Annotated in this window: 18 protein-coding genes and 1 riboswitch; of the genes, 3 read left to right on the top strand and 15 right to left on the bottom strand. The window is 48.6% G+C overall.

All coding sequences use genetic code 11. The features are described 5' to 3' along the window. Positions 1–30 precede the first annotated feature (30 nt). The 9 genes from L336_RS04110 to L336_RS05705 form a co-directional block, all read right to left on the bottom strand. Positions 31–1,026, bottom strand: coding sequence for a methionine adenosyltransferase domain-containing protein (locus tag L336_RS04110; RefSeq protein WP_015641954.1), 996 nt, complete (start codon positions 1,024–1,026; stop codon positions 31–33). A 57-nt stretch (positions 1,027–1,083) separates the two neighbouring features. After that, positions 1,084–1,181, bottom strand: a riboswitch (SAM riboswitch). 37 nt (positions 1,182–1,218) lie between these two features. Continuing rightward, the gene (locus L336_RS04105; protein ID WP_015641953.1) at positions 1,219–1,797 is read right to left on the bottom strand and encodes a hypothetical protein; all 579 of its coding nucleotides are present in this window, start codon (positions 1,795–1,797) and stop codon (positions 1,219–1,221) included. Then, on the bottom strand, positions 1,794–2,216 hold the full coding sequence (locus tag L336_RS04100; protein ID WP_015641952.1) for a ribonuclease H family protein: 423 nt from the start codon (positions 2,214–2,216) through the stop codon (positions 1,794–1,796). Before L336_RS04100 ends, L336_RS04105 begins: the two co-directional genes overlap by 4 nt. A gap of 48 nt (positions 2,217–2,264) precedes the next feature. After that, complete coding sequence (locus tag L336_RS04095) at positions 2,265–2,834, bottom strand: hypothetical protein (protein ID WP_015641951.1); 570 nt, start codon at positions 2,832–2,834, stop codon at positions 2,265–2,267. A gap of 13 nt (positions 2,835–2,847) precedes the next feature. After that, on the bottom strand, positions 2,848–3,462 hold the full coding sequence (locus L336_RS04090; protein ID WP_041191342.1) for an excalibur calcium-binding domain-containing protein: 615 nt from the start codon (positions 3,460–3,462) through the stop codon (positions 2,848–2,850). A gap of 62 nt (positions 3,463–3,524) precedes the next feature. Next, positions 3,525–4,082 carry a hypothetical protein gene (locus tag L336_RS04085; RefSeq protein WP_015641949.1) on the bottom strand — a complete coding sequence of 186 codons (558 nt, stop codon included), beginning with the start codon at positions 4,080–4,082 and terminating at the stop codon, positions 3,525–3,527. 2 nt (positions 4,083–4,084) lie between these two features. Beyond that, positions 4,085–4,636, bottom strand: a complete 552-nt coding sequence (gene cyaB / locus L336_RS04080; RefSeq protein WP_015641948.1) for a class IV adenylate cyclase — start codon at positions 4,634–4,636, stop codon at positions 4,085–4,087. A gap of 29 nt (positions 4,637–4,665) precedes the next feature. Then, the gene (locus tag L336_RS04075; RefSeq protein ID WP_015641947.1) at positions 4,666–5,274 is read right to left on the bottom strand and encodes a hypothetical protein; all 609 of its coding nucleotides are present in this window, start codon (positions 5,272–5,274) and stop codon (positions 4,666–4,668) included. Beyond that, positions 5,271–5,882, bottom strand: a complete 612-nt coding sequence (locus tag L336_RS05705; RefSeq protein ID WP_015641946.1) for a class IV adenylate cyclase — start codon at positions 5,880–5,882, stop codon at positions 5,271–5,273. The genes L336_RS04075 and L336_RS05705 overlap by 4 nt, the downstream gene beginning before the upstream one ends. Before the next feature lie 90 nt (positions 5,883–5,972). Here L336_RS05705 and L336_RS04065 point away from each other — a divergent pair, with 90 nt between their 5' ends. Together L336_RS04065 and L336_RS05700 are read left to right on the top strand one after the other, a co-directional pair. Then, positions 5,973–6,485 carry a hypothetical protein gene (locus L336_RS04065; protein WP_015641945.1) on the top strand — a complete coding sequence of 171 codons (513 nt, stop codon included), beginning with the start codon at positions 5,973–5,975 and terminating at the stop codon, positions 6,483–6,485. A gap of 18 nt (positions 6,486–6,503) precedes the next feature. Beyond that, on the top strand, positions 6,504–6,950 hold the full coding sequence (locus L336_RS05700) for a DUF7768 domain-containing protein (RefSeq protein WP_015641944.1): 447 nt from the start codon (positions 6,504–6,506) through the stop codon (positions 6,948–6,950). On the opposite strand, the gene L336_RS04055 is transcribed toward L336_RS05700, so the two are convergent. Further along, positions 6,951–7,334: an FKBP-type peptidyl-prolyl cis-trans isomerase gene (locus L336_RS04055; protein ID WP_015641943.1), complete on the bottom strand. Its 384-nt coding sequence runs from the start codon at positions 7,332–7,334 to the stop codon at positions 6,951–6,953. 114 nt (positions 7,335–7,448) lie between these two features. On the opposite strand from L336_RS04055, the gene L336_RS04050 reads away from it, so the two are divergent. Continuing rightward, complete coding sequence (locus L336_RS04050) at positions 7,449–8,426, top strand: NAD(P)H-dependent glycerol-3-phosphate dehydrogenase (RefSeq protein WP_015641942.1); 978 nt, start codon at positions 7,449–7,451, stop codon at positions 8,424–8,426. 155 nt (positions 8,427–8,581) lie between these two features. Here the strand turns inward: L336_RS04050 and L336_RS04045 are convergent, their stop codons facing one another. The 5 genes from L336_RS04045 to L336_RS04025 form a co-directional block, all read right to left on the bottom strand. Continuing rightward, entirely contained in the window at positions 8,582–8,917 is a 336-nt protein-coding gene (locus L336_RS04045; RefSeq protein ID WP_015641941.1) for a TfoX/Sxy family protein, read from the bottom strand. A 3-nt stretch (positions 8,918–8,920) separates the two neighbouring features. Next, positions 8,921–9,913: an Ldh family oxidoreductase gene (locus L336_RS04040; RefSeq protein ID WP_015641940.1), complete on the bottom strand. Its 993-nt coding sequence runs from the start codon at positions 9,911–9,913 to the stop codon at positions 8,921–8,923. Then, on the bottom strand, positions 9,910–10,305 hold the full coding sequence (locus L336_RS04035) for an SRPBCC family protein (RefSeq protein WP_015641939.1): 396 nt from the start codon (positions 10,303–10,305) through the stop codon (positions 9,910–9,912). Before L336_RS04035 ends, L336_RS04040 begins: the two co-directional genes overlap by 4 nt. A gap of 72 nt (positions 10,306–10,377) precedes the next feature. Next, a complete protein-coding gene (locus tag L336_RS04030) occupies positions 10,378–10,911 on the bottom strand; it encodes an NYN domain-containing protein (RefSeq protein WP_015641938.1) in 534 nt (177 codons plus the stop codon). Then, positions 10,911–12,275: a glycine--tRNA ligase gene (locus L336_RS04025; RefSeq protein WP_015641937.1), complete on the bottom strand. Its 1,365-nt coding sequence runs from the start codon at positions 12,273–12,275 to the stop codon at positions 10,911–10,913. The genes L336_RS04030 and L336_RS04025 overlap by 1 nt, the downstream gene beginning before the upstream one ends. Between the last annotated feature and the right edge of the window lie 14 nt (positions 12,276–12,289).

The following is a 12,289-nucleotide window of genomic DNA, read 5'->3' as shown; positions in this document are numbered from 1 at the left end:
TAGCGCGGAAATAGCTCTTATAGCGTTGTACTATTTATCCCATGCAAACCCATGACCAAAATGTCCATAGCGAGCGGTCTGTTCGTATTGAGGTTTTTTTAAATCAAGTGCTTCTATAATACCTCGAGGACTCAGGTCATACCCCTCGACAATTTGCTGTACACCATCAACAATCACGGTCGCCTCCAAGGGTTGGTCATACCCAATAGCGTAGGCGAGATAGCAATATACTTCTTTTGCATTATTCTTCCTCAGGTAGTCAACAGCAACACGACGAGCCATATAGGCAGCACTGCGATCAACCTTCGAGGCATCTTTACCACTAAAACATCCTCCACCTATTGGTACACCTGGCCCATAGTTGTCTACCACCAACTTCCGACCTGTAAGACCAGCGTCGGCGTCAAAGCCACCCTGAGACCAATCCCCTGCCGGGTTGATATGAAGCTGCACCTCAGGACTAACGGCGATTCCGGCAATTTCTTTTAACCAGGATTCGACCGCCTGCTTGAGACTGGCTTGGTCGACGTTTTGAAAACTCGCTACAACTGATTCGATGACACCGTTTCTGAGCGTCACCTGCGTTTTGCCGTCAAATGGCCATTGATCAAATAGGTGTTGGTTAAGTTGACGTGCCAAAACCGTTTCCAGCGGCAATAACTCAGGTGTTTCATTGCACGCATAGCCTACCATAATACCCTGATCACCCGCGCCACCAGCGTCTACACCACGAGCAATCTCGGGGCTTTGCTTGACGATGTGCTCTATTATCTCGACATCCTCGCCCGCCAAACGTTTTACGATAGGAACAACGTCAACATACTGGCCAGCCGTTACTTCGCCAGTCAAAAACACCGTTCCATGGCCTCCGCACGCCTCCACGGCGACGCGAGCATTTGGGTCAACCGTCAAGTACGCATCCAAAATAGCATCACTTATCTGATCACATAGTTTGTCGGGATGTCCTGGACTGACACTCTCTGCTGTTCGATAGTCGAGCCGCTCGATTGCTGTATGAATTGACATAAAAAAACCTCCTTATCGTTACTGCCACTTGACGGGAAGTAGTGAGGAGATTTCTCGCCTATATCTTCGCCGCAGTGGGCCTGGATGAGGCACCTCGCATTTCGAGGTTGCCGGTGAGTCATCGGGCCAGTCCCTCGTCACGCTCTTGATATAGTTTATGTTGTTAATGTGCCTATGATTATAGCATGCTTGCTACTTGCTTGCCAGCCGTTTCACTAAGTCAGCACTAAATGCAGCTGTTCGCTGATGAAGCCCCTCAAATAACTCTGGAGTGACGAGAACATGCTCGGCAGTTCGCGACAATGGCTCACTTGGCGTGAGCGTGATAACACTCGGTCGCCCGTCTAGCATTGCTACTTCACTGGTTGGGCCCGAAAGTGTTCGGTATTTCATTGCCTGGGATTCAAATACCCCATTGCTATCTGTCCACATAAACCAATACATATGCCTTGTTGACTCGACGGTACGATCAGGGTTACTGACGCTATCACACTCGAGCACAAGGAGTGTATAGGCGCCATTTCCTATCTTTTTGTGTGCAGCTGAGTAGTGTCGACTGCGTTCCAATCTCACTCGCCCATTTGCGTCAGGCTGAGACCATTCATCGATACCGGGCGGCAAAAAGAACTCTGTCATAGTGTTGCCCGGAGCTCTCTTTATTGGTTTGCCGATCGCCTGCAGTAATTCATGTTTGTCTGCAACATATGCGGCAAAAACCTCTGGACTTGGCGATTCGTCGGGCTGTCGATAGCGCTCAAACTGCCGTGTCATGATAGTCGTTCTCCCTCTCTTGCGCGGTTCGCCCATTCATCGGCAAGTTCATTTTGTTCATCATCATTGTGTCCACGAACCCAGATGAGCGAGACATTTCCCGTGCAAAACAACTCGTATGCTCGCTTTACAAGATCAAGGTTTTTTATGTCGCCTCCCTTTTTTGTCCAGCCTCTTGCTTCCCACGATGGCGCCCATTTTGTCATCACGTTTATCCAAAATTCACTATCGCTATATATCTGGCATGCTTCGCCGCCCGCAAGCTCCATAGCAGCGATGAGTGCATGGCCTTCCATGCGGATATTGGTCGTGTCCCCTGACTCGCTGCCGAGCACAACTGGCTTGCTGTGCTCAATCACGGCAAAGCCGCCCGGACCGGGGTTTGGACTTGCACTACCATCAGTGTGGAACATTCTCATGTTCCCTATTGTACCTCTATTAGATTTTCAGACAACCCTTTTCAACTGTTATATATCCCGAACTGGTCGAATCAATTCGAGTGCTTCCGGTACAAAATGGTCGTCAGACTCGATATGGTACTTAATGAGATATTTTGCCTCGAAATAATCATCGGTTTCTACCACGCGATAGCGAATAAGCGCATAATGTTCGGCGTCGTTCTTTGGAATACCGCCCGCATATACCTTCACCTCATGCTCTTCTTCTGGCTTGAGAAATCGTCGCTCATCAATTCGCTGCTTAAGCAACTCAACTTGTCTTACTTCTATTTCAGCCTCTGAGTGATTGCGCAAATGCGCCCATAGTTCGAGATGTGTCTCCGCGCTATCCAAATGCGGCTCCAGCCGAGTCACCTCGAGCTCTGGAACGATCTTTTGCTGATACGAGGGTGTCGTCCTAGTAGCTTCCACCGAGTCGATTCTCGGCTCGACAACGCTCGCCTGTTCTTCAGTAATTTCATACTGGGAAGAATGGATAGACGTTTGGCCCCACTGATCGACTTTTTTTGGTAATACTGAATTAGAAGGTGGTGCGGCCCTTCCGGCATCTCCAAATAGTAATGAGCTAAACCACCCCATGGTAAACGCTCACCTATTTTTCACACGCAATGCCGTCGTTATCTCGATCGAGACGACGCTCATATGAGGCATTGTTTCGTGCAATATTGAATACTCCTGCTTCAAATGCAGCAGTACAGTTTTCAAACTTACGCCCGTTGGTTGGATTGCTGGTAGTTTGGTTTGCTATCTTGTCTTTTGAGACCTGATCGGCAGTTGCCGCAGGATCAGCGTTCACCGTACTCGACTCACCATCTGCCGAGGCTTTGACGCTTGCCATCGGCGTACCGTCAGTGATTGGTGTTTGATTTGCTACCCAGCCAAACCCTCCTACCCATGCGGCGATCACCGCTACGAGCACTGGCATGAGCGGGCTTTTCTTAAATCCTTCTGGGTCTTTAGAGTACCACACGATAGCGATTACGACAGGAATGATCGGCAAGGCCACCAAGTAGAGTAGTACAGCAATCACACTTCGCTTGGTCTTTCCCCAGGGCTGATAATGATAACGAACACCTGGAAAGCGTGACAAAATCCAAACAGCCCATGCCGGGCCGGTTGATACTATTGGCGCGCTTGTCACCGATGCGCTTACGGACGCACTTGTACTCTTAGCAGTGCTGACGCGCCTTACTTTTGTCTGTGCCATAGTCTGTGTACCTCGCATATTATCTTATGCGTTTATTATACTATCTTTGACAAAAAACGATACTACTGCTCCTCTTCAGAGCCAAGTCCACCTCTAATGAGTCGAAGCTTGGCTCTTCCCTGTATGGAATGGGTAACTTCGGGTGGAATCTGTGGTGGATCATCGATGTCATACAGCCGAATACCGTCCCACGACGTATCGATACCAAGCTCGGGGTAGCGCGAGATTGCACCGGTTTCAATCATTCTCGCATCGATCTCATATGGTGGTGGCTCTGTTTGATTGGTGGCGAATACAGCAACGGCTTCGCGAGGAACGGTGACTGATTCAGCCTCACCCGTATACCAGTTTTGTCGCGTTGCTTCTGATAAAACACGCATCCCCGCAAAGCGAACGGGTATGAACTTCCCCGGCAGCACGCTTGTCACCCACTCAGCGGCGACATCTCCGGGTTCTGCGAAACCATATGCACTTTTTGTTGATAGCCAAAATGCCTTGCCACCCAACATTACCTGGAGAGTTCTCTCCACGTTATCATTACCAGCGAATTCGGCGAGAGTTTGTGGCGCTAACCGCTGGCGCATCTCAGGGGAAACAGGAAATTGCAACAGCTTTCCCACGACTACTTCCCCGCCTCCAAATAGTCATTCATCAACTCATCGTACCCAATAGTGATGCGCTCGTCATACTCGATGCCAAGTGAATCAAGTACAGCGAACAACTCTCGTTCGACCGCCACTACATCACTTGGCCCATCAACTAACTTCTCAAGCTCAATGAACGAACCAAGAGGTGGTACTTCATCAAGACAAAGTTCGATCTTACCAACATGCGCTGTCTGACGATATTTGGTGAGATCACTAAAGATTTCGTATCCCATCAACCGCAAACTCGCATCCATCTCTGAGGCGCTCGCGATGGTTGTCTCGTGTTCAATACTATCGAGACTTCCCGAAACAGATTGCTTCAGCGTAAAAAACACCTCGCTATCATTCTGTGTACGTATTCTGAGCCAGTTGACCCCTGACTCTCCCGCCCTCTCTCTGTCCCCGGGCAAACAGTACACGACATCGTGTTGCTTTTTTGGTTCACCAAGAGCAATATCTGCTTTTTTTAGTGCAGCAATAGCTAGATCCTTATCTTTCAGCAGCACTTTTATCTCAATTTCTCGCATTGGTTTGGTCACCTTTCTCTATAACGAAGCTAGTAGGTCTGCGGGGCAGTGAGCGCAATTGAGAGCGCCGCATAGACACGCCAGTCAACTGCTTGCCAAGAAGTATCCTTCATCGAGAGACGAAAGAGCGACTTACGGGGACCAAAGCGTTCGTACACACCTGTTTGCTTCCTACTCACTGGTTCGAGAATAATAATGCGATAGTTAGCAAGCTTACTGAGGGCAAGACTTGCTCGCCCGATGATTGGCCGATCGGCAAGCTGTCTCCGCATACCACCAACTAACGAACTACTTTCGATCGTGACAGCGCATTCCGCACCATTCTGATCAAGCACTCGCCATGACTGGGGACGAAGCGGCATGGATGGCAACTTGACAAGCGTGCCCAGCACCCGCCCATTTGTTTCCTCGACAACATAGGAGTGCTGACCGCTATCGGACGCCAGAAATCTGATGACAAATGCCACCTTTTCACGCTGCTCATTGCTATAACACAGGGTCGTCTCTACTCGGACGAAGCGCTTTTGCTCCGCTAGTACAATCACCTCACCTGGATCGCTGTCTTTTGTTGGCAACATCACTCTCAAACGATTGATGTGAGAAGTGTGTGTCTTTTTGACGATCAATCGTGGCTTCATTCTGTTAATCCTTTTCTCTGTTCAAACATTTCTGGAAGCGCATCCCCAAACCGCACCATCGGCAGGGACCCGACCGTATCATTCATTGAAAGATGGGGGTACTGCGCCCGATACGCTGCCATGACATCGCCAAATACCGCATCCTTTTCCCAGTCAAACCCGAGCTCGCTTGCCACCTCACGGAGTGCCAACTCGCTCTCACCCTCTATCTCGATATATGGTTCGAGCCATGGCCACTCATCGAGTACCACTTCTGTCCCTCTATATTTCCAGGTTTCGCGCTTTGACTCTTGTGTCGAAAAACAGCGGATGCCGGCCGCTTTGAGAATAGCTACTGTTTTATCATAATCAGCAACTGTTGTTTCGATTTCTTGTGCACCATGAAGCGTCAACTCTTTATCGAACTGCTTGTAAGTGAGCGTTACTCGCTCGCCCTCATCGCGAACGCGGATATAGCCCGATTCACTATGCATTTCCGGCGTCGTAGCAAACACCGCCCGTCGCATCAAACGCATTGGCTGCTCGCAAACGGCGCCCACAGCAGTGAGTGCGCGACGTACGACAGCATGATCTGTTCTCAAGAACTTAACTTCTATCTCTGTATCCATGTACCTTGTATTATACGCTCCTTGACGAAACTCGATAGTTTATTTTATTATACACTTCACCTACTAATGAGCCGGAGGATATCAACAAAAATGCCTTATTTACACGAATCACTGACTCTCCCAGGACAAGTCTCCACAAGACACTCGTTACTCCGTGAAAGACCGAGCGGACTTCTCGTTGCCAGTCAAGAACTCGATGTTGTGTTTGGCGTAACAACTATTTCCGATCCCGACTATGCGACCTCCCTCCATCAATCTAGCTTTGTGATCCCTACTCTCGAGGAAATTATCAAGTTCAGCGGTGAAATTACTCCTGAGCGTGCAGTCTTACAGTGTCAAGAGACAGGACCTGAAGCACTGCGACGCTCGACCTCAGAGTTTATGTCAAAAATAATGCGCCACTTTGGTGGTCGCGTCATGTTGATGGTAAACATCTCGAGTGACCCTGAGCTTACAGAAAAACATGCAGCAGAGTGTCGCGCTTTTCTCGAGGCACTACAAGAGTCGATGGGAGTGCAGTTTGATCCAAAAACTTCCACTGCCCTTCGCGACCAACAAACCACACCCACCCACCGTAATGATGGTACTGGGTTCTATTTATAAAAACTTTTTTGAGATGTCATGATGACCGAACGACAGATGCGACCACAAGTTCAAATAGAGAGCCCGTTCATGGCATCGACCAGGGACGGTATCGCAGTGCGCGTCGTCTATCTTATGAACGCGATGCGTCACAGCATGTTTGAGAGAGGTGAAGCACCCTATGCCAGTCATATCATCAATACGCTAGTGACAGATGACACCAGTGCCTTGGAGCGCGAGATTGGCATAGAAGCGGGGCTAGTCATTGGCGGGAAAGCCGACTACACCGCTGTTTATACTGACCTTGGTATTAGCTCAGGTATGGAACATGGTATCCAGCGTGCTGAGCGCGAGGGCCGGCCCATCGTGTATCGTCGCTTGTACAACAACGCTCTATCGCTTCAAGAACTTGAAGCACTCATTCGCAGCACCTCACCTCGCCCTATCGAAGCGATTGAGGCGCTGTATGGCCACATCCTTCGATAATTATTGACCGTTTCTTGGAATTGCTATGAGCTCGATATCAAATACTAGGTCGCTATTTGCCGGAATATTTTTTGCGGGACTTCGCTCCCCATAGGCTTTCACTGCTGGTATGACGAGCCGTCTCGTTCCCCCAACTTTCATACCTGGCACCCCCTCAGTCCAACCGGCGATTACCTGATCGAGTCCAAAGGTGATCGCTTTGCCAAAATCATGTGAGCTCTGAAAAATAATACCATTTTTGACAAGTGCTCCCGTATAGTGAGCGGTGATCGTGGCACCGGGCCTCACTTCCTCGCCCGTACCGACCTCTGTATCGGTAGTCTCAAGTTCAGTTACCTGGTCGCGAGGTTCAAAGTTCGGTAGTTTAGTTCCTTCGTATTTCATAGTATGTTCCTCCTCTTATCTTTCCTATACTACCCTTTCAACGGCCATGACACAAATTACTCGCAACACACTACCCATTGACCGCTAGCATCCCCGTTTCGTATAGTAATCCGCATGGTACGACCTAGAACAAATCGCCAGCGAGCCGAGGTCACCGTTATCGGTGCCGGTACGTTTGGCCACGCCATTGCTGACAGTATCAGCCGTAGCGAAATTCGTACCGCGCTCGTAACTCGTTCGGAGACACGTCTCGAACGTATCCGTCAAATGCTCGCGCGATCATCTCCTTATCTCATGGCGCAGAGACTTGGCGATGCCCCACTCGGGGAATATGTATTCTTAGCCCTCCCTAGCGCAGATATCGCAGAGGTAGTCGGCCGTCTCGCCAGCTATCACAGCGAAGAGACACTAGGATACGTATCACTCAGTAAAGGTCTCACGGCACCCGATGGTGAGACACCTCACGAACTTCTTTCTCGCCGCTTTGGTAGTATTCGTAGCGCCGTCATCTCAGGCCCGTCACTTGCCGATGAAATGCCAAAACACGGTGCCCATTTCGTTGTTGCGTCCAGTAGCCATACGCTCGCGGACAAGCTCGTTTTACTGATGGATGGTGAATACACGAGTGCTACTGGCAGCAATGACCCGACCGGTATCGAATGGGCAGGTATCACAAAAAACGCTGTAACCCTCGGATTTCATGCCTGCCTGGCCGCGACAGGAAGTCTCAATCAAGCCGGCGCATTTGCTGGTCAACTTTTTACCGAGATATACGACTACGCGCTTACCATGGGAGCGAGCCCGCGTTCGTTTGCTGGCATCGCAGGTATTGGTGACCTCATGGCAACATCCCATGCGAGCACTAGCCGAAATGTCCGTGCAGGGCAACTCATCGGCAGCGGCCATTCTGTCGGTGAAGCCGAAGCTCGCATCAAACAAGTCGTCGAATCGTTGCATACTATTCCCCTGTTAGAACGACGAATCAACCAAGATCATGCTGCAACAACCACGCCTACGATCACCGCTCTCAGCAATCGTATCGTCGGCAACCTCGCCCACGAGCAGTGGATAGCGTCGCTCACCTCACGATAATTTATTCTACGACCTGTATACCGTTCCAAAACGCGACGTAGTTTGAGAAATCATGCCCAACTCGCTCCACTGAGCCTTCTTTGGGCAGCGGATAATACCTCCTTGCGTTTTCTTTCCATATCACTTCTCACACCCTACCGCATAGATCTATGATACTAACGATGTTTATGAGGCAATGTCAGTACATACTCCCGACACATCTTGAGTAACCGCGGCAAATTGTCTTCGTCGAGAACCTCAGGCTCCGCGAGACACCACGTCTTCATGACTCGTCCGCCAAATTCAAATGGTTTTATGCCAGGCTCGTGTAGTAATGTCTCGGCCTCCTCTGGTGCTGGCTTGACAATCAACTCATCACCCTTCACCCCAAACGCCATGTTACCATTCACAAAATACCCAAGGCCCCCGAACATCTTACGTTTTGTCACTTCGACATCCCACCCGGCGATCTCATCGTTGATGCGTACTTCGAGAGTTAGATCGTATGCCATAAACTAACTTTTATCTCCAAATATGCCTATTTCATTCGCTACCGCATCATCAATCTCAACCTCACCACTGTTTTTTGCTGCCTCATATTGCTGCTGGGCACTCTCTCCTGGCAAACGAATAGAGGAATCACCTATGGTACGGGATGATTTTATCTTTGCAATCATATCGGAAGTGTTTTCTTTGAACTGCTCTCGACCGACCATCAGATCAGGGTCAATCGCCATCACTATAGTCCCCCACTCCTCCTTAAATGTCATATTATCAACCCACGCACCACCAAGGAGTGGTCCCGCAAGCGCCTCGACCACCATTGCGAACCCAGAACCTTTATAGCTCCTATCAAATGATAGCAATGCGCCATCCATCGCTGCGGCTGGATCAGTTGTAGACTTGCCGTCTTTGTCAATTGCCATGTGTTCCGGAATTGTTTCACCGCGTGCCTTCGCAAGCACCAGCCCGTAGTACGTCATAGTAGACGTAGCCGCATCAAAAACAAGTGGTTCCCCTAGGCTCGGAAAACCAAAACCGATCGGATCAGTACCAAATACCGGATCGATCCCACCAAAGGCAGCCTGAGACGCGGGAGAACGACTACACATGATGCCGATGAGATCATGCTTGGCAATTTGTTCGACATAGTATGCCTGCGCACCATTGCTCGAAAAAGTATTTTTTACCCCGACGATTGCAAAACCGTGCTCGCTGGCTTTTTGTATGGCAAGGTCGGTAGCTATCTGAGCATTCAATGGCGCGGGATTGTCTTTTGCATCAATAATTCGCGACAATTTTGTATCTTTTACTATCTCGATCTCACCCTGGGGTCTAATATTTTGTATCGAGGACGCCCCCATAAGTTTCACGATTCCCTGTGTTTTGTTTCCCGACATCTCCGCCCACACAAAATACTTTGCCACAATTTCAGCCTGTTCGTGGGACAAATTCTTTTCTAGTATCTTTGTAACTTGTTCACGAAGTGAATTGATCGATAATCTCATCTCACCTCCATAATTTTCTTAATGTTTTCAAGTTCCTCGCGCATCCACGTCAATTGCTCGGCGTATTCTGTATCGCTGACGCCGGCAGTTTGCTGATTTGTCATGATTAGTTCGCAGCCCTCGCCATTTGGCACCACGCGATACGGGATAAATTGTTCATCACCGCTCGGTACAATGCATATAGTATCGAGTAGTAGATGTTCACGATCAAACTTCTCGATTACTCGTACATCACCCTGTGATGTGTGAAATACCCACTCGCCATCTTTTATCTTCTCGATATTACTTGCAAAATCACTAAACTGCGGCCAGTTATTGATATTCGCCACATACTCCCAGACTTTTTCGGGTTTTGCATTAATTGAGAGCGAGGTTGTGTCAAACCGAAACATCTTTGTTACCTCTTGTAAAAATTATTAAACTTTGGTACAATATATCCATCAAGACGAAGGCGATCCGAAAGGCTAATTACCTAAGGAGGACCTTCTTTTTTGATATTCAATTTTATGTTGCACGGACGGGTAATTTAGATAGTCAAAATACTTTGGTTCAAGCTGCTTGTACAGGGACGAGGCAAATTTTTTGTTCGGGAAAAGAATTTTTTCGAATTTGTTTTGCTCGATCAAGAAGTCTACAAGTGCTTTGTAGTCACCGTCACCCGAAACAAGCACAATTTTATCGAACGGCTCTTTTAGATATGTACGTTTCATAACATTTAGGACAATATCAGTATCGACGTTTCCCTTCTTTTTGCCGAGCATCGAACTATTGTGCTCACGAAACACCAATATAAAACCGGCTTCTTGGATGTTTTCATACAATTTTTCGTATTTTGCGCCATCTATCACATATCCCATGTAGTAAAACGCTTTTTCGACATTGTATTTTTCCCTCAAATACACACGAAATCGTCTCAGGTCAATCTGCCACGATGGGTTAGTGTCAATGGTTCCCATCTTGAGGTTCTGCCCATCGATGTAAGCGTAATTACTTATCATTACCGGGCGGTCTCCTCGGGCTTCACCCTCTTCTGTTCCGTCGTATCTCTATCCCGCACCGTTACCGTCCCATCCTCTAACGTCTGGAAATCGATCACCACACAGTAGGGCGTACCGATTTCGTCTTGGCGACGATAGCGTTTGCCGATGTTGCCATTGTCGTCCCATTCACAGACAAATTTTTTGCTCAACTCTTCATAGACCTCACGGGCTTTTGCGACAAGCTCAGGCCTATTCTTGAGCAGCGGAAACACCGCATACTGCACGGGCGCAAGCTCTGGCTTTAGTTTCAATACAGTTCGCGTGTCACCATTTTCCATCGTTTCCACCGTATAGGCATCACTCATCACGGCCATAAAGATGCGTCCCATTCCCATAGAGGTCTCGAGTACCCACGGAATGTACTTCTCTTGTGTCATTGGGTCGATGTAATTGAGGTCGACACCGCTATATTTCATGTGCTGCGACAGGTCATAGTCAGTCCGATCATGAATGCCCTCCACCTCGTCGAAGCCAAGACTCGGGTAGCTGTACTCGATATCCCAGGCATCCGACGCATAAAACACCAGGTTTTCATGCTGATGCCAGCGCAATTTCTCAGGATTGATACCGAGGTCACTCACATACCAGTCCCAGCGATCTTGCTTGATTCGCTCATAGGCTTCTTTGTTCTCGTGTGGTTTCACAAAAAACTGCGTATCAGCTTGCTCAAGCTCGCGAGTACGAAATAGGAAATTGCGCGGACTAATCTCATTGCGAAAGGCTTTGCCAATCTGAGCGATACCAAATGGTATCTTCATTCGCGTTGTATCGACAACGTTTTTGAAATTGAGATAAATCCCCTGACATGCCTCACCAGGTAGATAGACAGGTCGTTTGTTTTCACTAGTAAAGTCACCGAGATTTGATTGAACCAACATATTGAATGGCTTAGACTCGGTAAAGTTCTGCTTGCCACACACAGGACACTTGATCTTGTCGCGGTTATCGTCAAACAATTTATTCAAATCTTCATTACTCATTTTTTCGTCGGCCTGTACGCCGATCGCTGCCAGCTCCTTGTCAACGCGAATACGCGCATGACACTCACGACACTCAGCAAGCGGGTCGGCAAATCCCGCAACATGTCCCGAAGCTTCCCAAACACGCGGATTTTTGAACATCGCCGAATCAATCCCGACATAATTTTCTTTGAGCTGTACATTGCGGCGCCACCAAGACTTCTTAATGTTATTGAGCAGCTCCACACCGTACGGTCCAAAATCATACAAACCAGCTTCACCGCCGTAGATCTCACTACCCGGGTAAACAAAGCCTCTCCGTTTTGCGAGGCTCACGATATCATCAAGTTTTACGTCGCTCATAGTGCACACACTTC

Source organism: Candidatus Saccharimonas aalborgensis (assembly GCF_000392435.1).
Taxonomy (GTDB): Bacteria; Patescibacteriota; Saccharimonadia; order Saccharimonadales; family Saccharimonadaceae; genus Saccharimonas; species Saccharimonas aalborgensis.
This window is presented reverse-complemented; position numbering and strand designations above follow the sequence as displayed.

Coding starts and splice junctions, on each gene's coding strand:
- L336_RS04110 (WP_015641954.1), bottom strand. CDS start 1,026: ATGTCAATTCATACAGCAATCGAGCGGCTCGACTATCGAACAGCAGAG.
- L336_RS04105 (WP_015641953.1), bottom strand. CDS start 1,797: ATGACACGGCAGTTTGAGCGCTATCGACAGCCCGACGAATCGCCAAGT.
- L336_RS04100 (WP_015641952.1), bottom strand. CDS start 2,216: ATGAGAATGTTCCACACTGATGGTAGTGCAAGTCCAAACCCCGGTCCG.
- L336_RS04095 (WP_015641951.1), bottom strand. CDS start 2,834: ATGGGGTGGTTTAGCTCATTACTATTTGGAGATGCCGGAAGGGCCGCA.
- L336_RS04090 (WP_041191342.1), bottom strand. CDS start 3,462: ATGGCACAGACAAAAGTAAGGCGCGTCAGCACTGCTAAGAGTACAAGT.
- cyaB (WP_015641948.1), bottom strand. CDS start 4,636: ATGCGAGAAATTGAGATAAAAGTGCTGCTGAAAGATAAGGATCTAGCT.
- L336_RS04075 (WP_015641947.1), bottom strand. CDS start 5,274: ATGAAGCCACGATTGATCGTCAAAAAGACACACACTTCTCACATCAAT.
- L336_RS05705 (WP_015641946.1), bottom strand. CDS start 5,882: ATGGATACAGAGATAGAAGTTAAGTTCTTGAGAACAGATCATGCTGTC.
- L336_RS04065 (WP_015641945.1), top strand. CDS start 5,973: ATGCCTTATTTACACGAATCACTGACTCTCCCAGGACAAGTCTCCACA.
- L336_RS05700 (WP_015641944.1), top strand. CDS start 6,504: ATGATGACCGAACGACAGATGCGACCACAAGTTCAAATAGAGAGCCCG.
- L336_RS04055 (WP_015641943.1), bottom strand. CDS start 7,334: ATGAAATACGAAGGAACTAAACTACCGAACTTTGAACCTCGCGACCAG.
- L336_RS04050 (WP_015641942.1), top strand. CDS start 7,449: ATGGTACGACCTAGAACAAATCGCCAGCGAGCCGAGGTCACCGTTATC.
- L336_RS04045 (WP_015641941.1), bottom strand. CDS start 8,917: ATGGCATACGATCTAACTCTCGAAGTACGCATCAACGATGAGATCGCC.
- L336_RS04040 (WP_015641940.1), bottom strand. CDS start 9,913: ATGAGATTATCGATCAATTCACTTCGTGAACAAGTTACAAAGATACTA.
- L336_RS04035 (WP_015641939.1), bottom strand. CDS start 10,305: ATGTTTCGGTTTGACACAACCTCGCTCTCAATTAATGCAAAACCCGAA.
- L336_RS04030 (WP_015641938.1), bottom strand. CDS start 10,911: ATGATAAGTAATTACGCTTACATCGATGGGCAGAACCTCAAGATGGGA.
- L336_RS04025 (WP_015641937.1), bottom strand. CDS start 12,275: ATGAGCGACGTAAAACTTGATGATATCGTGAGCCTCGCAAAACGGAGA.